Here is a 21,122-nt window from a genome sequence, read left to right as displayed (position 1 = left end):
AGCCGGAGTGTGTACTTACTTGTGTGAAGCTTCATACTAGTCAACTCCTTTTTTTATCAGGTATTCAGCGTACTCTCTGTCGCTTCCCTGAATGTGGTTGGTTAGCCAGTAGGTCAGAAATTGCATGATTTCGAGACTAATTGAGCCTCCTGGGTCTTGCGCAAATTCAACATGGAATTGGCCTATTCGGTCGATCATTCGCTGATGCTCTTTTTTGTGCTCTTCTGTTTGAGGATATCCGTATTTTTCGAAGAGCTGCTCTTCATATGCAAAGTGTGATTCGGTATATCCAGTGAGACCGGCCAGGATTGCGGCTACTACACTTGCAGACTCTCCGCTAGCCATGGCTTTGTTTAACTGGTTAATGAGTTTAATGAGCTGCTTATGCTGCTCATCGATTGAGGGAATGCCGATACTATATTTGTGTGACCATTCAATAAGCGACATTGTAAGCTCCATTGCCCACTAGCGAGCGTTATTCCGGCAAACAATTGACTATCCGGCATAGAGTGAAGCTAGAGAGCACTTATTTTGTGCGATCGGCGTCAAAAGCAAGCCGGAGTGCAAAGTAAGGAAGCTTTCGTTGCAGCTCCTTACTTCTATGACTTGCTCTATTTTAGATTAGTTCAGTGGGAAAAGGTTAGCCAGATCTAAATTACTGAATTATAGAATTAGTGGGTACAAATAGTATGCTATTGCACTACGTAAAAAATAGAGCCCGATGAGTAAAAGCATAGGAGATAAATCAAATCCCCCCATCGGCGGTAACATTCCTCTGACTTTTGACATCAAAGGCTCGGTTAACTGACCAATAACTGCAAAAACTGGATTGTAACCGCCAGCTGGAGCCACCCAGCTCAAAATAACGCGCACAAATATTAGAAAAATATAAAGCCCAATTGCAGCCTCGAAAACTTTGATAATGGAAACCAGAAGAAGTGGAATGACTCCGATACCACTCAAAGTTCCGTGCTGAATCGCAATAATTATTATCAGCTTGAGTAGCATGACTAGCCAGGCTACTAGCAATGTCGAAAAATCGATCCCTGCGTATCCTGGAACAATCCGCCGAGCTGGCTTGACCAAAGGGTCGGTTATTTTTACCACAAACTGTGACATGGGGTTGTAATAGTCAGCGCGAAAATATTGTAGAAAAAAGCGCAGCAAAATTACACTCACGTAGAGGCTTATTAGCATTTCTGTGAGTTCAGCAAATGGGTTCATCTTACTTAATTACCTTGTCTGTGTTTTAGTGATTACTCATGAATGAGTGGTTATCTAAAGAATTGCGGTTATCTAAAGATAGAGTAGCCGCTCTTAATTATATATGGATCGTCTAGTCACTTTCCCAGTTCTTTTCCACGATTTGTCGCTGCTTGTACTGCTTTTTTAACAATTCCTTCGAAGTTATCATCGATAAAGCTAGTTATTGCCGCCGCAGTCGTTCCTCCGGGAGAGGTCACTTCCCTACGTAACTGAATCAAAGTCTTTTCAGGGCTGGCCTGGGCTAATTGCGCTGCTCCGCTTACCGCTTGAGTAACAAGTGTCAAAGCGCTTTCTTCATCGATTCCACTGGCTACTGCCTGTTCGGCCATCGCTTGCATCAACAGAAAAACATAGGCTGGAGAGCTGCCTGCAATAGCAGTCACCGTATCCATCTGTGCTTCGGATTTAATCCACGCTGTAATACCGACAGATTCAAATATTTTTTCTGACAGCTGCTTTGCGGCTTCTGTTACTACTGGAGTCGCGTAAAGCCCGGTAGCGCCTTGCTGAATTAACGCAGGAGTATTCGGCATAGCACGAACAATCATTAGTTGTTGATTGAGTTCTTTGTTGAGTCGAGATGTAGTGTAACCAGCTGCTACCGATATTATCAGTTTATCTGCAAGCGATATCTTTGCCAGTTGAGCACAAACATCTGGCAGTTTTTGCGGTTTTACCGCTAAAACGATGATGTCGGCAAACTTCGCTGCTTCGCTATTGCTATGAGTTACCTTGATAGAGTATACATCTTTTAGTTTATCAAGTTTGCCGGCGCTTGGATTGCTAGCCATTACTTTACTCGCGGGCCAGCCACTCTGGACAAGTCCTCCGATGATGGCACTAGCCATATTTCCGCAGCCGATAAAGGCTATATTGGATTTCTGATATATAAGCTCTGTCATTATATTGTGTAATTTATTGATGTTTAATTCTGATTGTCCGGCTTGCGAGGTTTTCTTTGGCCAAAAATTCCGGTACCTACGCGAACCATATCTGAGCCGGCAAAAATAGCGGCTTTAATGTCACCGCTCATCCCCATCGAAAGTCTATCCATCTGCGAATGTTTTTGTTTTAGTTCATTAAATATTTGAGTCACTTTTGTGAACTGCTCCAATTGGCGGTCAAATTCGCTTACAGGGGGAGGGAGCACCATTAATCCTCTTAACTCGATATTGGGCAGTTCTTCGGCAAGGTCAAGTAATTGCGGTAATTCCTGAGGATTTGCTCCCTTTTTTTGGGGTTCAGAAAAAATGTTCGCCTGAATACATATTCTAAGTGGCCCCAACTGACCGGGCCGTTGCTCACTTAGGCGGCGTAAAACCTTCTCACGATCAACACTCTGGACCCAGTCAAAGTTCTCAGCGATGGCTCTGGTTTTATTACTCTGAATTGGTCCGATGAAATGCCAAATCAGTGGAATATTTTTGCAGGCGTCAATTTTTGTCAGCGCTTCCTGTAGATAGCTTTCGCCAAATTCTGTGATCCCGCTCTCATAGGCTTCTTGTATTGCGCTAGCCGGATGTGTTTTACTGACAGCCAATAATCTTACCGAGCCGGCCGGACGGCCTGCTTCTTCGGTGTACTGGTCGATATTTTGTCTAACGATTTCTATCTGATCTGCTATAGTCATAGTAGCCGATTTGATGTTTTTTTGAGCTCGAAATGAGCCTTGAATTACTCAAAAACTTTAAAAGTATCAATCAATTAAAAGATCCGCTAGTATTCTATCACTGAATCCAACTAGCATCTAACAAAAAGAACACTGGGGTATTCACTCTATGGATATAACCGAATTACTCGCATTTAGCGTAAAAAATAACGCTTCAGACTTACATTTATCCGCCGGATTACCGCCGATGATTCGAGTAGACGGTGATGTTCGACGTATCAATGTACCGCCAATGGATCATAAAATGGTGCACAGTCTGGTATATGACATTATGAACGATAAGCAGCGTAAGGATTTCGAAGAGTTTTACGAAACAGACTTTTCGTTTGCTTTACCGGGAATTGCGCGCTTTCGTGTTAATGCGTTTAATCAGAACCGCGGAGCCGCGGCCGTTTTTCGTACCATTCCTTCTCAAGTGTTAACTTTGGAAGAGTTAGGTGCTCCCAGTGTGTTTAAAGAGATGTGTATGCATCCACGAGGACTGGTACTGGTGACCGGACCTACTGGTTCAGGGAAGAGTACAACGCTTGCCGCTATGATCGATTATATCAATGATAATCACTACGGACACGTGTTAACTATTGAAGATCCAATAGAATTTGTGCATGAAAGTAAAAAGTGTTTGATAAATCAGCGTGAAGTACACCGCGATACACTCGGTTTTAGTGAAGCTTTACGTTCCGCGCTGCGGGAGGATCCGGATATTATCCTGGTAGGTGAGATGCGTGATCTGGAAACCATCAGGCTGGCTTTAACCGCTGCGGAAACTGGTCACCTGGTTTTTGGAACGCTACATACATCGTCTGCAGCAAAAACAATTGACCGTATTATTGATGTGTTTCCTGCCGCAGAAAAAGATATGACTCGCTCCATGCTTTCTGAATCGCTGCAGGCCGTAATCTCTCAAACTCTGCTCAAGAAAAATGGTGGGGGCCGGGTGGCGGCTCATGAAATAATGATTGGTACGCCGGCTATTCGTAACCTGATCCGAGAGGATAAAGTTGCACAAATGTATAGTGCTATTCAAACCGGTCTTGGGGTAGGTATGCAGACTCTTGATCAATGCTTGAAGGACTTGTTGGCTAAAGGGTTAATCAACCGACAAGATGCTAAGGATAAGGCGAAGAATAAAGAAGATTTTTGATCATTTTTAATGCTTGTTAAATGTATACAGAATGTTGCATTTCATTTGAATTTGACAAGACAATTCATAGCGAACTGCGTGCTCGAAGTTTGCTTATTAAAATCTTGCAATGTTGAAAAGAACTATGAATCGGAGTAAACAAAATGGACTTTGAAGGTCTGTTAAAGTTAATGGTAACCAAAAAGGCATCTGACTTATTTATTACTGCCGGAGTGCCACCCAGTATTAAAATTCACGGAAAAGTAATGCCCGTTACTCAGCGCGCGTTGACACCTGAAAAGGCGCGAGAAGTGGTTCTTAGCGTAATGAATGAAGAACAACGCAGAGACTTTGCTCGAATAAGAGAATGTAATTTTGCTATCAGTGCGGCTGGAATTGGACGATTTCGTGTCAGTGCATTTCAACAAAGAAACCATGTCGGTATGGTGCTTCGTCGAATAGAAACTACAATTCCTACAATTGAAGAGTTGCGACTACCTAATATTCTAAAAAAACTGTCTCTTACCAAGCGAGGCTTGATCATTTTTGTCGGAGCAACCGGTACCGGTAAGTCAACCTCATTAGCATCGATGATTGGTTATCGTAATCGTTCGACAACAGGACACATTATTTCCATTGAAGATCCGATTGAGTTTGTCCACAACCATGACAAATGTATCATTACTCAGCGTGAAGTAGGGATAGATACCGAAACATTTGAGGCGGCGCTGAAAAACACATTGCGCCAAGCGCCAGATGTTATCTTGATTGGTGAGGTACGTACTTCTGAAACTATGGACTATGCGGTGGCATTTGCAGAAACAGGGCATCTGTGTATGTGTACTCTGCATGCGAATAATGCTAACCAGGCGCTTGATAGAATCCTGCACTTTTTCCCAAAAGAAAAGCACAACCAGGTGTTAATGGATTTATCTCTCAACCTTCGAGCTATTATCGCGCAACAATTAATACCGACTCCTGATGGTAAAGGTCGAAGACCAGCGATTGAAATCATGATCAATACGCCTTTAATTTCCGATCATATAAGGAAAAGTGAACTGCACCTGCTTAAAGAAGTCATGAGTAAATCTAACGAACAAGGGATGCAGACTTTCGATCAAAGCTTATTCCGTTTGTTTAAGTCCGGGGAAGTTACCTATGAAGATGCACTACATCACGCAGATTCTCCTAATGATTTGCGCTTAATGATTAAGCTGGATGCAACTGAAAGTAGTGGGGCTGCACTAGACGGCGGTCTTGGAGGAATGACTCTGGAAGAGCAGGACCCACACTAGGTTCGTTGTTTATCTTAAGACCTGTTAAGTTTTCAGAAAAGGAAATCTTGTTTCCTTTTCTGATAGCTATCACCAAATAAAGTCTAACTTTTAGAAATTAGGCAGAATTACGTTTTTCCGGTAAAGTGGCCGTTGACTATTCTTTGTGAGATCTTGATTTGGCCATTCCGTACACTCTGCTAGCTACGCTATTTGCATTTATTATTTTTGCTTTCATTGCTCGCCGATTAGTGAAATTACCTGCCAATGTCTGGCTTCTTTTTTTAGCCCAACCGCTTGGAATGTGCTCTTCGGCGATCATCGTTTTTGCCGGGGGAATCGTTGCCACAAAAATCGCGGCCAAACCTGAATTAGCGACTTTGCCCCTTACAGTCATGATCCTGGGAACCGCCAGTGCGGTAATACCTGCATCTATGCTAATGAAAAAAGTCGGAAGAAGAAAAGGGACTATGATCGGACTTGGAGTGGCGATTCTGGGCGCAATACTTTGCATGTTTGCCAGTCTCAACGCGGAATTTGGATTGCTGGTTTCAGGTAGCTTTCTGTTGGGTTCGAGTATGGCCTTTGTCGCTCAAATGCGATTTGCTGCAATTGAAAGTCTGCCCGATATTAAGGACTCTCCGAAGGCAATCTCTGTTTTAATGATTGGTGGTATATTTGCGGCCATTCTTGGACCGGAAGCCGCTATTGTTGCTAAAGACTGGATTGATTCACCTCACGGGTTTGCTGGCTCATTTTTAATATTGGCAGTTTTTCTTGTGGTGGCTCTAACTCTGATAAGTTTGCTCAAGCCTATCGGTTTTTCGCAGGAGAGTCAGTCTCACGCGGGACGACCACTACTACAAATTATACGTCAGCCGGTTTTCATTATTTCTGCATGTGCCGGAGGCATAGCTTACTCGGTAATGAGTTATATAATGACAGCAACGCCATTGAGTATGCATGAGGTTGATGGCCATAGTTTGCAGCATACTAAATGGGTTGTCCAAAGCCATATTATTGCGATGTATTTGCCTTCTCTTTTTTCTGCATCTTTAATTCGCTATTTAGGACTGGCGAAACTGATGATTATTGGAAGCCTTCTTTATCTTGCTGTAGTAATTATAGGGATTTCTGGCAATGATTACTTGCATTATTGGTGGGTAATGGTTCTGCTTGGGATTGGCTGGAACTTTCTGTTTACTAGTGGCACTCTGTTGTTACCTGAGGCTTACTCTGCCAGCGAAAGGTTTAAAACCCAGGCAGTTAATGACTTCTCCATATTTTTTGCCCAGGCAATGGCTTCCTTGTCTGCTGGCTTTGTCTTGTTTGGCTATGGTTGGACAATACTACTAAACATCGCAATTCCCGCTGTGTTGATAATGTTTGCTGTGAGTATCTGGTACTTGACTGGGCAGAGAAAGAATCTTCGCTCAACAGAAAATTAAAGCTTTTTACTATAGTAGTGAAAATTATCAATTCGCTTAAACCCATGACTTTGATAAAGTTTTGCAGCTAAGTGATTGGTAACTTCTGTTGCCAACTTGATAGAAAAAATATTTTTAGTCCGCCCATTTTTTTCAACTGTTTTTAAAAGCTTTCCTGCGATACCTCGGCACCGATATTCCCTGGATACAAAAAGATCATTCAGTATCCAGACCTTTTGCATAGCTACTGAGGAAAAACTTGGATAGATCTGAACAAATCCGGCCAATTTACCTTCTGATTTTGCTACAAAAAGCAGAGAATCAGACTTGACTAGTCTTTCTTTGATAAAGGCAGTACATGATTCTTCTGTTGGGCTGGTTGCGTAAAAACGACAATATTGCCGAAATAGCTCAGCAAGCTCTCCAAGATCTTCAATGGAGGCTTCTCGAATTTGAGTACTATTTGAATCAGACATCTGCGAGAATTGAGTCGACGATGGATATCAGTGTGAAAATAAAAATAATTACCATAACTATACCAACAAAAATGTAAGTGCCGGGATGACCATTTTCAAAGTCCTGCTGTCTTTTGCTTTCACTTTGTACTCCGAACATAGCTGCAATAACGCTTTGTAAAACGCTTAATATCCCTGGCGAAGATTTAGTTTCTTCATTCAAGTTATCTGGTTTTTTATCTGAGTTCTGTTGCATGTTAATATCTTTTCTATAGATTGATTCTTGTGTGATTTGGTTTCACTATCGAATTAAGCTGATTCCTGATTATTTTTAAGCACTTCTCTTGAGCGTAATCGATTGTGAATTTTTACTATCTGCATTGCCATTTCCAATGACTGGTCAGCATTGAGTCTCGGGTCGACCAGCGATTTGTAAGCCCTTTGCAAGTCAATTTCTGTCAATCCTCTTGCTCCCCCAACACACTCGGTGACATGTTCACCAGTTAGTTCAAAATGTACACCACCTAAATGGGAGCCTAACTTCTGATGAATCGCTAATGTTTCAGTTACTTCACCAATGATGGCGTCGAATCGACGGGTCTTAATACCGCTTTTTGTAACCGATGTGTTGCCATGCATCGGATCGCAACACCATAATGGCGATCTGCCTTCATTGAGTAGTGCTCTTATTAATGGGGGTAAAGTTTGTCTGACTCTATCTTCTCCCATTCGAGTGATCAAAACTAATCTGCCTGGCTCATTGTCAGGGTCAAGTGAATTACAAAGTTTCAGCAATTGCTCTGCCGAAGTACTGGCACTTAATTTAATTCCTATGGGGTTTGATATTCCTCGCATGTACTCGATATGAGCAGAATTTTCCTGAGCTGTTCGCATTCCGATCCATGGGAGATGGGTTGAGAGGTTATACCATCGTCCAGATTCGTCTTTGCGGGTCAAAGCCTGCTCATATTGCAGGTGAAGTGCTTCATGACAGGTATAGATTTTATCTTTTACTGATGCATTTGCGTGATGATTTGTCAGGTTGTCCAATAGTTCAATTGAATGGCGAATCTGTTGAAGAATCTGGTGATACTCTTCAGCCTGAGCAGAATGAGAAACAAAGTCGAGATCCCAGTTGGCCATATCTGAAAAGTCCGCAAACTTGTTTTCAACTAGTGTACGAATATAGTTTAATGTCAATGAAGCAAATGAGTAGCCTTTTAATAGTCTGCGAGGATCTGGCTCTCTGTCCTGAGCGGTAAACTGCGGAGAATTAATTAAGTCTCCACGATAACAGGGTAGGCTAATGCCGTTAATCTGTTCTACCTCTGCCGAACGGGGCTTGGCATACTGGCCTGCCATTCGACCAACTTTTATCACCGGCTTATTTAATCCATGAATCAAAACCAGCGACATCTGAAGAAGAATTTTTAGTTTGCTGGATATCGCTTGTGCATTACAGTCGGAAAAAAGTTCTGCACAATCGCCTCCCTGGAGAACAAATGTTTCTCCTTTAGCTGCACTGGCAAGTTTGGCTTTTAGATCATCTATTTCCTGAGGGCTAACTAATGGAGGAAGCATCGCCAATTCTTGTAAAACCTCCTTCAGTTGCTCCTGGTTCTGATAGGATGCCTGTTGTGCTATTTGAAAGTTAAGCCAGGAGTCTGGCGACCAGTTTGACATAAGGTTTCTCGTTTCAAGTCATAGTGAGTCAGACAATAAGATGGCTCGCTCAAGACCGTAATTTGCAAATCATGAATTAGTAAATCATGAATTAGCTAATCTAATTATAGTAATAATGGTAACACTGCTATTTTGCTTGATCGAGCCTAATTGCAAGATTTGTTAATTGACAGGGTGAGCGACTTCATCAGAATCAGGCCTTGGCTATCTAACCTATAGCCCGTACAATCAGCTTCATTGATTAAATCTAGTTATTTATCTTTGAGCCATCTCATGTCTAAAGTGAAAACCCAATATGTATGCACCGAATGTGGTGCGGTTTCCCCAAAGTGGTCGGGACAATGCATGGAGTGCCAGCAGTGGAACTGTCTGGTCGAGCAAGTTGAAAATAAGAAGCCCGCGCAAAATGCACGTTTTGCAGGTTATGCCGGAGCGCAAAAGCAGTTGCAAAAACTTAGCGAAGTTAAGCATGAAGAAACGGCCCGTATTCCGACCGGGCTTGGAGAGTTTGACCGAGTACTCGGTGGTGGGCTGGTTGCCGGCTCGGTGGTATTAATTGGCGGAGATCCCGGAATTGGCAAGTCAACCATTTTGTTGCAGTCAATGTGTAAACTTAGCGAGTCACTGGAAGCCGTCTATGTGACGGGGGAAGAATCGGCACAGCAGATTTCTATGCGTGCCAGCCGCCTTGGATTAAATGGAGAAAAATTGAGTCTGCTCACCGAGACCCAGGTTGAAACCATTATTGCCACCGCACAACAGGTTAACCCCCATATTATGGTGATTGATTCGATTCAAACTATTTACACCGAGCTGTTACAGTCGGCACCGGGCGGTGTTGCCCAAGTGAGAGAAAGTACTGCGCAACTAGTGCGCTTTGCCAAGCAAAAAGGCATTGCGCTTTTTGTTGTTGGCCATGTTACTAAAGACGGTGCACTTGCTGGGCCGCGCGTGCTGGAACATATGGTTGATGCGGTTCTTTATTTTGAAGGCGAAAGAGACGGCCGATATCGTATCTTGCGAGCGGTTAAAAACCGTTTTGGTGCGGTGAATGAGTTGGGGGTCTTTGCCATGATGGAAGAAGGATTAAAAGAAGTACAAAACCCTTCAGCCATTTTTCTTTCTCGCTATCAGCAGGCCGCAGCAGGAAGCGTTGTTACTGTGACCTGGGAAGGCTCTCGACCTTTGCTGGTGGAAGTGCAGGCGCTGGTTGATGAGTCTCATCTTGGCAATCCTCGCCGAGTTGCAGTTGGTTTGGAGCAAAATCGACTGGCCATGCTACTTGCGGTGCTTTCCAGACATGGCGGGGTTTTTTGTCAGGATCAGGATGTTTTCCTCAACGTGGTGGGAGGTGTCAGGGTGATGGAAACCAGTGCCGACTTGGCGTTGGTGTGTGCGGTGACTTCAAGTTTGCGAAATCAGATCCTCCCTCAGAGTCTGATTATTTTTGGTGAAGTAGGATTGGCGGGGGAAATCAGGCCCGTACCTAATGGGCAAGAGCGAATTAAGGAGGCGAAAAAGCACGGATTCGAAATCGCAATTGTTCCCAAAGCTAACGTGCCCAAAAAAGTGCCGGAGGGAATTAAAGTGATCGCCGTTTCGCAAATAGGTGAAGCTTTGGCAGCATTAACTGAAATTTGAACTTTTCCCTAATCAAATGAATCAGAAGAACACACCGTTGGTTATTTAAATGACTACTAACTGCGTGTTGAAAGATTTTCCGATATAGGAACGTTTTTCTTATTTGAGGAATCTCTTTTACTCATTTTTAATTTGTATAACCAGTTTTCGATACTATCAGGCGCAAATTTTGGAACATTAATTGCTTAACGGAGCGTTTCAGAGTTTATAAATAAAAGGAATGATATATGTTGCATCTAGTTCGATTAATTCTACTGAGCTGTTTGATTTGTTTTTCATCGAATGGATATTCATTCGAAAAAGAGCTTAAAAAAGTAAAGGTTAATTTTTATGCAAGCGAGACATTAAGTCTTTACGAGTTTGTATTGGGGCTTGGCGGCAAAGGTTATTCCTCACAAACGCTGACGGAAAAGTTTTACGCTAGTTCTTTTGCTTCTGATGAAGCTCAAAAACAGTTGTCCAGACTCAATTCAGTCAATTTAAGTTACGATTATCATTTTAACAGCGCTGTAAAACATCGATACAATGCTCGTCAAGTAAGAGAAATCATGACTATGATTGCGGCCAGATCAGATAGTCTGGATGATTTTCAGCGTCGTAGTTTTGGAATTATCAGCACAAAAGATCATAAAGTACTATTTGAAGTATTAAGTTATTTCTCTCCGATATACCATGAACTGTTTTGGCAACCATCTCAAAGCTTTTTGCAGAAGAATATTAAAGCATTGACAAGTCGGGCTGAAGAGATTCAATTTGAATACTATTTCAATAAAGTTGTTAATTTTTATCGTTCAGACTGGGATAAAAATATTCCATTCGAAGTATATTTAACGCCAATTCCTTTTCAAAGTGGACATTCTCTCGCGACACCACAAGGTAACCTCCTGTCTGTCTCGTTTTTGCAGGGACAAACTGCCGACAGTCAACTTTCCATTGTTTTTCATGAGCTCGCGCATGTACTTTATGTCAACCAGTCTGCGAAAGTGCAATCAGAATTGGAAGATGCCTTTGTAGGTTCCGACTCTTTAAACAAAAATATGGCATATCAGTTATTCGATGAGGCTGTGGCGACAGCAATTGGAAATGGTTGGTTTTATCAAAAGATTAACGGAGAGCTGGATAAGAGCAGCTGGTATCATGAGCCAACGATTGAGAAACAGGCTCGTGCGATTTATTCGCAAGTGGAAAAGTCGCTTGCGCATGATAAAAAACTGGATAACGACTTTATTGCGGAGTATGTAGCAACCTATGAGAAGAACTTTCCGTCCAGTTTTCGTCAGGTCAAACACATTCTGGCGAATACCAAGTTTCTATGTGACGCAGACAAATGTCCTGAAGACGCTATTGCCAATGTCTTCTTTAGCAAGTTACCTTTATTGAGAAGCTTTTCTACCAGCTCGCCACTGGCTTCCGCTGAAAAGCAGGAAGAAGTACTTGACTCTATCAGCACACAGATTTTTCTAGTTAACGACATCGCACAGTTGAAGGTCTTGATACAAAGACTATCGTGGATAAAAAAGCTTGAACCAGACTTAAAAGCCAATCAAATTCTAACCAATATCAATGAGAATGGTGTCGCGCAAATAATACTATGGAAAAGTAATATCGAAAATTTTGCTGATGCCGTTGAGCTACTCTTAAGTCTTGGCCAGATTGAGGAGATGCCTAAACTGTTGCAGATTTAATTATTGCTCGTGTGCATCCACCAGGTGGGCGAAGTCGCGCTCGAGTAGCTCGGTTTCTCCCAGGTTTAACTCAACCAATCGCCTCAGGTGGGTAATACTATCGAGATCAATATGTTTACATCTTAAGCCGAGTTGGTCTCCTCTAACATTTTTAAGCTCAAGTTCCATATCTATGATATGTTCATGCTCATCTAGCGGGATATGGAGATGATAGCTTTTTCCGACTTCAACTTTACATGGACGAGCCAGAGATAACAGAACTCCCTGTAATGAGATATCGTGTAGATGACACTCAACGGTGAGTTTATCGCCTGAAAGGGTCGCGTTGGTATCAAATGCGATTCGGTTAAAGCGTCTTCGCTCGTCAGTCACGACAATCTCTCCAAAAGTTCAGTTGAAATCACGCACCACTAATAGTCTAAATGTAGCATAACAGACAAATTTACGCTGGATATTAGTTCCTGGGTTAATTATTTACCCAGAACCTATTAAAATAGGCCTGCTATTATTTGTTTATTCACTACTAGGAAAATATATGTCGATTCAATGGTACCCGGGCCACATGCACAAGGCTCAAAAGGAGATAAAGCAGGCTCTACCTAAAATCGATCTGATTATCGAAGTGATCGACGCTCGCATTCCTTATAGCAGTGCCAATCCGGTTATTGCTTCGTTATCGGAATTCAAAGGAATGGCCAAACCTATTATTAAATTAATTAACAAGACTGATCTGGCTGATCCTCAGCAAACAGAAGTTTGGCGAGAATACTTTGAAAAACAGACCGCAATGGCCGCCTTGCCAGTGACTGGGCATGACACGGGTAAACTCAAGAAAATCATCGAGTTAGCTAGAAAAATGGCGCCTGAAAGAGTTGAAAAAGAAGCGAATGTCCGTGCCATGATTATGGGGATTCCCAATGTAGGTAAGTCTACCATTATTAATGGTTTGAGCGGGCGCAAGATCGCTAAAGTGGGAAATGAACCTGCAGTTACCCAACGCCAGCAGCGGATTGACCTGCCTGGAGGAGTAACACTGTTTGATACACCAGGGATACTTTGGCCGAAAATCGAAAATGACCATAGTAGCTTTCGGCTCGGAATTACCGGCGCCATCAAGGATACGGTGCTTAACTATGATGAAATTGCCTTTTATCTAGTCGAGTACTTACTCGAATATTACCCCGAGCTGCTCCCAGGTCACTATGGGCTCGATGAAAGCTGCAGCCAGACATTGGATTGTATCGAAGCTATCGGCCGAAAACGGGGATGTTTGGGTTCTGGGGGACGAGTCGATCTGGATAAGGTTTGCAAAATAATTATCAAGGATTTTCGTTCTGCGGTGTGGGGAGGTATTACTCTGGAAACACCTTCTATGGTAGAAAAAGAATTAGTTGAAGTTGCCGAAAAAATCAGACTGAAGGAAGAGAAAAAAGCAGCAAGAAAGAAAAAGCGAAGGCGTTAGTAGAAAGATGTTTGAGCCAAAAAACCTTTTAAAACTTGCTACTACGCAGATGCCTTTTGGTAAATACAAAGGCTGGATATTAATTGATTTACCGGAACCTTATCTGGTCTGGTTTTCTGGACAGGGATTTCCGCCAGGTCAACTAGGAGAATTGTTGCAGTTAGCGCTCGAAATTAAAATAAATGGTCTTGAAAAGCTGGTATATCCGTTAAAAAAAGCAACATCACAAAAGAAATGATCTTAAAAAACACTATCTCAAAAAACAATCTCTAAAGGCTCATCTCAACCAGGTTGCTTTCCTGTCTATTGTTTCGCTTAAATTTGCAGGTGTTCCGGATACTTTGTATGAACGAAAAATTGATCCAGATTAAATTTCACTCAAGCAGCCTGGGATAGTATTATCTGAATAATAACGACATTTGAGGGATACTTATGGGCCGAGATATCTTAGAAAGAGAATATTCAGCTAAGGATTATGAGCAGTTTAATCGTAGAATTCATGATCAGGTTGATATCCTCAAGCAGGTAATCGCAAAGCCCGAATTTGGCAAAGAACCAATTTCAATTGGCGCCGAACTCGAAATGTATCTGATGAATTCTCAGGGCGATGTTAGCCCGGTCAATCTTGAGTTGTTAGAGTTATTACAAGATATACAATATCAAACAGAATTGAACAAGTTTAATCTCGAGCTTAACCTCTCTCCGGTGCCTGCAAAAGGCAAGCCATTTAATGAACTTACCAAAGAGATCATTACCAAGTTCAACCGTCTTTCGAGTGTTGCTTCAAAAATAGATACTCGTCCTTTGGCTGTCGGAATTTTACCTACGCTTCAGGAGAGACACCTAAGTAAAGAATATATGACCGATGTTGGAAGGTACAGGTTGCTTGCCAGAGAGCTTCTCAAGCATCGAGGAGAACCTTTTCATATAAAAATTGATGGTGACGACCCTGTAGACTTTTATTCTTCGGAAGTTTGTGTAGAAGGCGCTAATACCTCATTTCAAGTTCACTTAATGACCGAAAAGGACAAATTTGCCAACACCTTCAATGCCGCCCAATTAACTTTGCCGATGGCTGTTGCTACTGCGGCTAACTCTGGTGTATTTCTTGGTAAATGTTTATGGGATGAAACTCGAGTTGTATTGTTCAAACAATCAATTGACAATCGTGTTCCCGATGCTTCCGGTTGGCGACAACCTTCTCGTGTAACTTTCGGCCATGGCTGGGTTCGCAAAAGTGCGTGGGAACTTTTTTCAGAAACGGTTAATCTTTACCAACCGATTTTTCCCGAGCTGTTTGACGATGATTCGTCTGGTTTACCTGAACTGGCAGAGCTTAATTTGCACATGGGTACTACCTGGCCCTGGAATCGAGCTGTTTACTCAAATAAAGGTAACGGGCATTTAAGAATTGAATTCCGCGCTCTTCCGGCGGGACCAACAGCTTTGGATATGAGTGCTAATGCTGCTTTTTCTATTGGTATGGCTGTTGGGCTGGAAGAAAAAATTGATGAGTACCTTTCACGTATCCCTTTTAGATTCGCAGAATATAATTTCTACCGCGCAGCTAAATGTGGAATGAGAGCGACCGTACTATGGCCACAGAATTATCAAAATAAGCCTGTAGAAGTTCCAATTAAAAATATTATTGATGATATGTTACAAGTGGCAAGCGATGGTTTAAGCAAGCTTGGTGTCGATAGAGATGAAAGGGATAAGTACTTGCATATTATTCAAAGACGGCTTTCCACAGGCATTAACGGTGCGACCTGGACCAAACAGACGTTGAGACATTTACGTAAGTCGATGAATAGTGATGAAGCGAGTTCAAAACTACTTGATCTCTATTTTGAAAATCAGATGGGAGGACAGCCGGTATCTGAGTGGGAGCGAATCTGGAAGTGATGCGGTTAAATTCAAAAATCACCTATTACGATGATAACTTCCGAAGTCAGATTAAGGAGACTGCTCTCGAATTTTTACGCCAGCTGGATGGTTTAACTATTTTTGATATTCGTGGTGAGGATCAGAGCAGAACCCGAGTCGTAACTACGCTAATCCATGGCAATGAACCGTCTGGATTGATCGCATGTCACTTATGGTTAAGAAGTGAAAATACGCCTGCCACTAATTTACGGATAATCATCTGTAATCCGGAAGCTGCTCGTAGTAAACCAATTTTTACCAATCGCTATTTGTCTAATAGTGAAGATCTGAATCGTTTTTTTAATGCTTCAGATGATGACAGTCGAGACGTCGCCTTACGTGCATCGATGATTTCTGCTGCGATTAAAGAAGTATCGCCGGAAGCTATTCTTGATTTGCATAATACATCGGGAGTGAGTCCCGCGTTCGCAGTAGCTGTCAGTGAGGATGATAATGTCCTCGATCTGGTTTCACTTTTTACCCAAAAGCTCATTTTAACCGGGCTCAAGGTTGGTGCTTTAATGGAAATGAGTTTTGGCGCACCAATTGCCACCATCGAGTGTGGTGGGGCTAGCGAGATTGAATCTCATCAGGTTGCTTTTAATGGCCTCAATCGTTTTTTTATGCGTAAAGATATTTTTGATCGTCATGCTAATCAAGTACAGGTTCACCGACATCCAATTCGTATTGAATTAGTCGGAGATGCTTCAGTAGGCTTTTGTCATCATCGCTTACCAACTACTGATATTACCTTGAGAGCAGATGTTGAGCAGTTAAACCGGCAACATACGCCTGCAGGTGAATTCCTGGGGTGGTATAATCCAAAAAATGAACTGCCTTTAAAGGCTGTCGATGAGCAAGGAAAAGATCAAATTCGTAAAATAATAGAGGCCAAAGACGGTTGTCTTTTTGCTCGAAGCGGGTTACAACTCTTTATGGTGACTACAATTCCAGAAATCGCCACCAACGATTGCCTGTTTTATGCGACAATAGAATAATTTCCTGCTACTCAAAAGATGGCATTGCAATTGTCATAATCAGGCCCAATGAGGCATTTTACAGATTATCATCTATTATTAACTCAGCCGATAAACCTGAGTACAATGAAAGCTAACTAATTATTGTTGGCTGTCTCTAGATTCATCGATGTAGTACAAATCAATTCGAAAAATAAAAAGGATATTCATCATGCGTACTTTTTTCTTCATCCTGCTTTTATTTCTTATCACAAGCTGCACCGATAAACCGAAAGTTAAGGAGCCGGTTATTCGTCCTATTGCCTGGATTAAGGTAGAAAATTATCGGTTAGAACAAGTGCGACGTTTATCCGGAAGTCTTGATGCGGTAGAAGCCGCTAACTTAAGCTTTCAACTGAATGGAAAGGTGGACAAGGTATTAGCTAATCTTGGAGATTCAGTTAAGAAAGGCGATGCACTAGCTATGTTAGATACGAGAAGCTTTGAACTAATACTGCAAGGTGCTCAAGCACAGCTTCAACAATCCAAAGCCAATTTGACTGAAGCGGAAAATGAGTTCAGGCGATATCAGGAACTGGTAAAGAAAAAACTTGTTTCACAGTCAGGGTTCGATAATGCGAAGGCCGTATATGAGTCGGCACAAAGTGCAGTGGAAGTTTCTATTTCACAATTAAATATCGCACGCAAAGATTTGCAGGATACCATTTTGATCGCGCCTTATGACGGTAAAATTAGCAAGCGAGAGGTCGAGCCTTCCCAGCAAATTACCGCTGGTCAAACCGTTTTTGAAATAGAAGGTGAGCACGGGTTGGAAGTTAATGTGCTTGTTCCCGAAAATCTGGTACAGCTATTGCTTCGAAATAAATCTTTTCCAGTTCGCTTTCCGGCAAATCGGGAATTAAGTTTGTCGGCAAAAATTGCGGAAATTGGAAGCAAGGCAGTCGCTGCAAATGCTTTCCCGGTGACCTTAACACTGGAAGAGCAGGATCCAAGACTCAGGGCAGGAATGACTGCGGAAGTTGACTTCACATTTGAGGGGCAGGGACGCACAGGCTATACCGGAGAAAGTATTAAAGTTCCTGTGTCGGCAATTTCTGCAGGCACTGATGAGTCTTCATATGTTTTCGTTTATGACCCGGATAAAGGTATTGTTAATAAACGAGAGGTACAGACAGAAAATATCATTAATAACGAAATCTTTATTTCCAGCGGAGTCCAGCCGGGAGATATTGTAGCGACAGCCGGTGTTGCTTTCTTAAGGGATGGACAAAAAGTAGTTTTGCTCGATGACTCTGTTCAACGATTTAATTAATTTAATCCGCTGGCTTAAAAAAGAGAAACTACTATGAATCTTACCCAAACAGCTTTTCATTATCGAAAACTGGTTTTTATGCTAGTTGGCTTGCTTCTTGTGAATGGTATTGTTGCTTACTTCACTTTACCATCACAAGAAGATCCTACCATCACGATTCGTGAGGCCACGGTCAATACTCATTTTCCAGGGATGTCTCCCGAGCGAGTCGAAAAATTAATAACAAAAACGCTGGAAGAAGAAATTCGAAAAATTCCTGAGGTCGAGAAGATCCGGTCTACCTCATCAACAGGACAGTCTTTAATTCATGTCGAAGTTTATGATCGCTATTTTAATCTGGATGCTATCTGGCAAAATTTAAGAAATAAAGTGGCTGCGGCTGAATCTCAATTGCCTGAGGGTACTCATAAGCCCATTGTCAACGATGAGTTTGGTGATGTGTCGGTGATTACATTGGCGCTGACCGCTGACGGCTTCGAAATGAGTCAGATGTTCGATATTTCCAAACACGTCCGTGATACTCTTTATACAGTTGAAGGAACAAAAAAAGTTGATATTTTAGGCGTTCAGGACGAAAGGATCTTTCTGGAAGTTTCCAATGCTCGTCTGGCACAACTGGGTATTCCACCCAAAGCAATCATTTCTGCACTACAAACACAGAACATTGTACGTCCAGGAGGCCAGGTTGATACCGGGAAGAAAGCTTATGTTGTGGAGCCTACTGGCAACTTTGATAGTGTCGATGATATTGGCAACACGCTTATTGCTATTCCTGGGAGCCAGGATGTTATTCCCCTGAAAGATATTGTTGAAATACGTCGTGACTATGTCGACCCTCCACAGAGACTGGCTTATTTCAATGGAAAACAATCGGTCATTTTTGCGATATCCATGTTGCCAGGATATAACGTGCTGGAGTTTTCTCCCAGAGTTGTTGAGAAAGTCTCTGAGGTAGAAAATACCTTACCTATCGGATACCAGCTCGACTATGCGACTTTTCAGGCTGATCAGGTTAAACAAACTGTTTACGGCGTTTCAATGAATGTATTGCAAACGCTTGTTATTGTTCTGGTTGTCGTTGTTCTGTTTTTAGGTATGCGTACAGGCTTGATTGTTGGAACCATTGTTCCTCTGGTCATGCTGGTTACGCTTTCGTTGATGCAATTTGGTGGACTTGCACTGGAAAGAATGAGTCTTGCGACTCTGATTATTTCTTTAGGGTTGCTGGTCGATAACGGGATCGTTATTGCAGAAGATTTTAAACGCAGATTAGAGCAAGGAGAAAGCCGAGAGCAGGCCTTAAAGTCCTGTGGCAAAGAGTTGGCAATTCCGTTATTTAGCTCTTCGCTGACGACAATATTGGTTTTCTTACCGTTAATGTTAGCGCAACATGTCGCAGGTGAATATACGCGAACAATTTCACTGGTTATTTTAATTACCTTACTCTCCAGCTGGGTTCTCGCGCTTTGCGTTACACCAACTCTTTGCTACTTCTTTATTAAGGTTGAACGACAACCAAAGAATAATCTGAGCAAAGAAGGTAGTGATGAGATTGAAGAAAAGGTCGCTGCGAGAGGCTATTTGCTATATCGGAAATTTCTGCTCTGGATTCTTCATCATCGACTAATGTTTGTTAGTGGGATGTTTTTACTATTGTTTGCCTCTTTTTATTCGATGAAGTTTGTACCAAATCAGTTTTTTCCAGACTCCGATCGGATGCAAATATTGATTAATGTTGACCTGCCTGCAGATGTCTCCGCCAGACAAACTGATGCCACCATGAGAAAAATATTTCAGTTTATTGAAAATAAACAAATGTTTCCCGAAATTGAAAGCTATTCTGGATACGTAGGCTTTGGAGGGCCGCGATTTGTGCTTTCGCTTTCACCTGATGATCCGGCTGACAATAAAGGTTTTATTGTTCTGAATTTGAATAATACAGCGAATATCGGTCCGTTGATTGACAAGCTTTATCGAAATCTAATGGAGCAGTTTCCCGATATATTTGTTCGAGTGAAAAAAATGTTTCTTGGTCCGTCTGACTCCAGTGTTTTGCAGATTCAGGTCAAAGGGCCCGATGCTGATATTCTTTATGCTAAAGCGGAGCAAATTGTAGATATGTTCCATCAAATTCCGGGAACTATCGATATTAGACAGGATTGGGAACAGATTATTACCAATGTTGTGGTAAAAGTTGATCAAAAACGAGCACGTCGTGCAGGTGTGACCTCGCAGGATATAGCACAAGCCCTGGAAGGTTATTTTAGTGGTGCGGCTATCACTGAGTATCGAGAACAGGATGATATCATTCCGATCATTTTTCGTGCTGAAGTAGCGGAGCGTTTTAATCTTGACCGATTGCGAACAATTGGTGTTTACTCTGAGACAAGAGGAGTTGCCATTCCCTTATTTCAAATAGCCGATTTTGAGCCTGACAATCAATACGCAAAAATTCAGCGCGAGAACATGTTCAGAACGATTTCGATTGAAGCCAGAAACACAGCGATGACTGCAGAAGATCTGAAAAGTGTTGTAAATGCCAGGCTAGAAGAGTTAAAAACGGATTTACCGGTTAATCATCAGATAGAATATGATGGTGTCATTGTTCAGTCCGCTGAAGCTCAACAAGCACTGAGTGCAAATATGCCTCTGGTTATTGGTGCAATCATTATTTTACTGGTGGCTCAGTTTAATTCTTTTAGAAAGCCGCTAATTATAGTCATGACCATTCCCCTTTCTTTTATCGGGGCTGTCGTTGGCTTGCTGGTGATGAACGCGCCATTTGGCTTTATGGTGACACTGGGACTCTATAGTCTGGCGGGCATTATTGTAAATAATGCGATTGTCTTAATTGATCGTTTTGAACTAGAAATTGCTGCGGGCAAAAAGCCATTTGATGCTATCGTTGATTCCTGTATCACTCGCTTACGACCAATTACCATGACCACAATAACAACCATGCTGGGACTACTCCCGCTGATTATTTCGCAGGATCCTTTGTTCTATGGTATGGCTAACGTTATCGCATTTGGTCTTGGCGTCGGAACTGTTTTGACTTTAGGTATCGTTCCGGTTCTTTATTCTATCTTTTACCAGGTAGAAAGGCCTGAAGCCACCGCATAGACGTTATTTGAAACTCTACTCGACCTTATTTTCTATGAACAAGGTCGAGTAAGTTAGAACGAGTTATTGATTACCGACTAATTGATTACCGACTAGATT

19 protein-coding genes are annotated in these 21,122 nt (G+C 42.2%); 11 read left to right on the top strand and 8 right to left on the bottom strand.

From position 1 onward, the window contains the following. Positions 1–36: 36 nt before the first annotated feature. The 4 genes from IYN84_RS07910 to IYN84_RS07895 all read right to left on the bottom strand — a co-directional run bounded on the left by IYN84_RS07910 (position 37) and on the right by IYN84_RS07895 (position 2,896). On the bottom strand, positions 37–447 hold the full coding sequence (locus IYN84_RS07910) for a bacteriohemerythrin (protein WP_196138670.1): 411 nt from the start codon (positions 445–447) through the stop codon (positions 37–39). A gap of 216 nt (positions 448–663) precedes the next feature. Next, a complete protein-coding gene (locus IYN84_RS07905) occupies positions 664–1,224 on the bottom strand; it encodes a YggT family protein (protein ID WP_196138669.1) in 561 nt (186 codons plus the stop codon). A 116-nt stretch (positions 1,225–1,340) separates the two neighbouring features. After that, positions 1,341–2,168 carry a pyrroline-5-carboxylate reductase gene (gene proC, locus IYN84_RS07900; protein ID WP_196138668.1) on the bottom strand — a complete coding sequence of 276 codons (828 nt, stop codon included), beginning with the start codon at positions 2,166–2,168 and terminating at the stop codon, positions 1,341–1,343. 23 nt (positions 2,169–2,191) lie between these two features. Next, positions 2,192–2,896: a YggS family pyridoxal phosphate-dependent enzyme gene (locus IYN84_RS07895; protein ID WP_196138667.1), complete on the bottom strand. Its 705-nt coding sequence runs from the start codon at positions 2,894–2,896 to the stop codon at positions 2,192–2,194. Between the two features lie 148 nt (positions 2,897–3,044). Here IYN84_RS07895 and IYN84_RS07890 point away from each other — a divergent pair, with 148 nt between their 5' ends. From IYN84_RS07890 to IYN84_RS07880, 3 genes are all read left to right on the top strand, one after another. Then, positions 3,045–4,079 carry a type IV pilus twitching motility protein PilT gene (locus tag IYN84_RS07890; RefSeq protein WP_196138666.1) on the top strand — a complete coding sequence of 345 codons (1,035 nt, stop codon included), beginning with the start codon at positions 3,045–3,047 and terminating at the stop codon, positions 4,077–4,079. Between the two features lie 143 nt (positions 4,080–4,222). Continuing rightward, positions 4,223–5,353 (top strand): PilT/PilU family type 4a pilus ATPase, encoded by a 1,131-nt coding sequence (locus IYN84_RS07885; RefSeq protein ID WP_196138665.1) that lies wholly within the window; start codon positions 4,223–4,225, stop codon positions 5,351–5,353. Between the two features lie 158 nt (positions 5,354–5,511). Continuing rightward, positions 5,512–6,780 carry an MFS transporter gene (locus tag IYN84_RS07880; RefSeq protein ID WP_210330352.1) on the top strand — a complete coding sequence of 423 codons (1,269 nt, stop codon included), beginning with the start codon at positions 5,512–5,514 and terminating at the stop codon, positions 6,778–6,780. On the opposite strand, the gene IYN84_RS07875 is transcribed toward IYN84_RS07880, so the two are convergent. Genes IYN84_RS07875 through IYN84_RS07865 form a run of 3 tightly spaced genes read right to left on the bottom strand, consistent with a single transcriptional unit; the run spans position 6,777 to position 8,897 of the window. After that, positions 6,777–7,235, bottom strand: coding sequence for a GNAT family N-acetyltransferase (locus IYN84_RS07875; RefSeq protein WP_196138664.1), 459 nt, complete (start codon positions 7,233–7,235; stop codon positions 6,777–6,779). The two genes, IYN84_RS07880 and IYN84_RS07875, sit on opposite strands and share 4 nt — an antisense overlap. Beyond that, the gene (locus IYN84_RS07870) at positions 7,228–7,470 is read right to left on the bottom strand and encodes a DUF2970 domain-containing protein (protein WP_196138663.1); all 243 of its coding nucleotides are present in this window, start codon (positions 7,468–7,470) and stop codon (positions 7,228–7,230) included. The genes IYN84_RS07875 and IYN84_RS07870 overlap by 8 nt, the downstream gene beginning before the upstream one ends. A gap of 53 nt (positions 7,471–7,523) precedes the next feature. After that, a complete protein-coding gene (locus IYN84_RS07865) occupies positions 7,524–8,897 on the bottom strand; it encodes a 3-deoxy-7-phosphoheptulonate synthase class II (protein WP_196138662.1) in 1,374 nt (457 codons plus the stop codon). A 273-nt stretch (positions 8,898–9,170) separates the two neighbouring features. On the opposite strand from IYN84_RS07865, the gene radA reads away from it, so the two are divergent. Together radA and IYN84_RS07855 are read left to right on the top strand one after the other, a co-directional pair. Continuing rightward, positions 9,171–10,538, top strand: a complete 1,368-nt coding sequence (gene radA / locus IYN84_RS07860) for a DNA repair protein RadA (protein WP_196138661.1) — start codon at positions 9,171–9,173, stop codon at positions 10,536–10,538. Positions 10,539–10,765: 227 nt separating this feature from the next. After that, positions 10,766–12,223: a hypothetical protein gene (locus IYN84_RS07855; protein ID WP_196138660.1), complete on the top strand. Its 1,458-nt coding sequence runs from the start codon at positions 10,766–10,768 to the stop codon at positions 12,221–12,223. Here IYN84_RS07855 and IYN84_RS07850 read toward each other — a convergent pair whose 3' ends face one another. Next, on the bottom strand, positions 12,224–12,595 hold the full coding sequence (locus IYN84_RS07850) for a PilZ domain-containing protein (RefSeq protein WP_196138659.1): 372 nt from the start codon (positions 12,593–12,595) through the stop codon (positions 12,224–12,226). 163 nt (positions 12,596–12,758) lie between these two features. Between IYN84_RS07850 and ylqF the strand changes: the two genes are divergently transcribed. From ylqF to IYN84_RS07820, 6 genes are all read left to right on the top strand, one after another. Next, entirely contained in the window at positions 12,759–13,685 is a 927-nt protein-coding gene (ylqF, locus tag IYN84_RS07845) for a ribosome biogenesis GTPase YlqF (RefSeq protein WP_196138658.1), read from the top strand. Positions 13,686–13,692: 7 nt separating this feature from the next. Continuing rightward, positions 13,693–13,923, top strand: a complete 231-nt coding sequence (locus IYN84_RS07840; RefSeq protein ID WP_196138657.1) for a DUF3820 family protein — start codon at positions 13,693–13,695, stop codon at positions 13,921–13,923. 194 nt (positions 13,924–14,117) lie between these two features. Then, positions 14,118–15,590, top strand: coding sequence for a glutamate--cysteine ligase (locus tag IYN84_RS07835; protein ID WP_196138656.1), 1,473 nt, complete (start codon positions 14,118–14,120; stop codon positions 15,588–15,590). Beyond that, entirely contained in the window at positions 15,590–16,609 is a 1,020-nt protein-coding gene (locus IYN84_RS07830) for a succinylglutamate desuccinylase/aspartoacylase family protein (RefSeq protein ID WP_246722781.1), read from the top strand. Before IYN84_RS07835 ends, IYN84_RS07830 begins: the two co-directional genes overlap by 1 nt. A gap of 190 nt (positions 16,610–16,799) precedes the next feature. After that, positions 16,800–17,900, top strand: coding sequence for an efflux RND transporter periplasmic adaptor subunit (locus tag IYN84_RS07825; protein WP_196138654.1), 1,101 nt, complete (start codon positions 16,800–16,802; stop codon positions 17,898–17,900). 33 nt (positions 17,901–17,933) lie between these two features. Further along, complete coding sequence (locus tag IYN84_RS07820; protein WP_196138653.1) at positions 17,934–21,023, top strand: efflux RND transporter permease subunit; 3,090 nt, start codon at positions 17,934–17,936, stop codon at positions 21,021–21,023. The last annotated feature ends 99 nt before the right edge of the window (positions 21,024–21,122 follow it).

The organism is Aliikangiella sp. G2MR2-5 (assembly GCF_015687155.1).
GTDB lineage: Bacteria > Pseudomonadota > Gammaproteobacteria > Enterobacterales > Kangiellaceae > Aliikangiella.
This window is presented reverse-complemented; position numbering and strand designations above follow the sequence as displayed.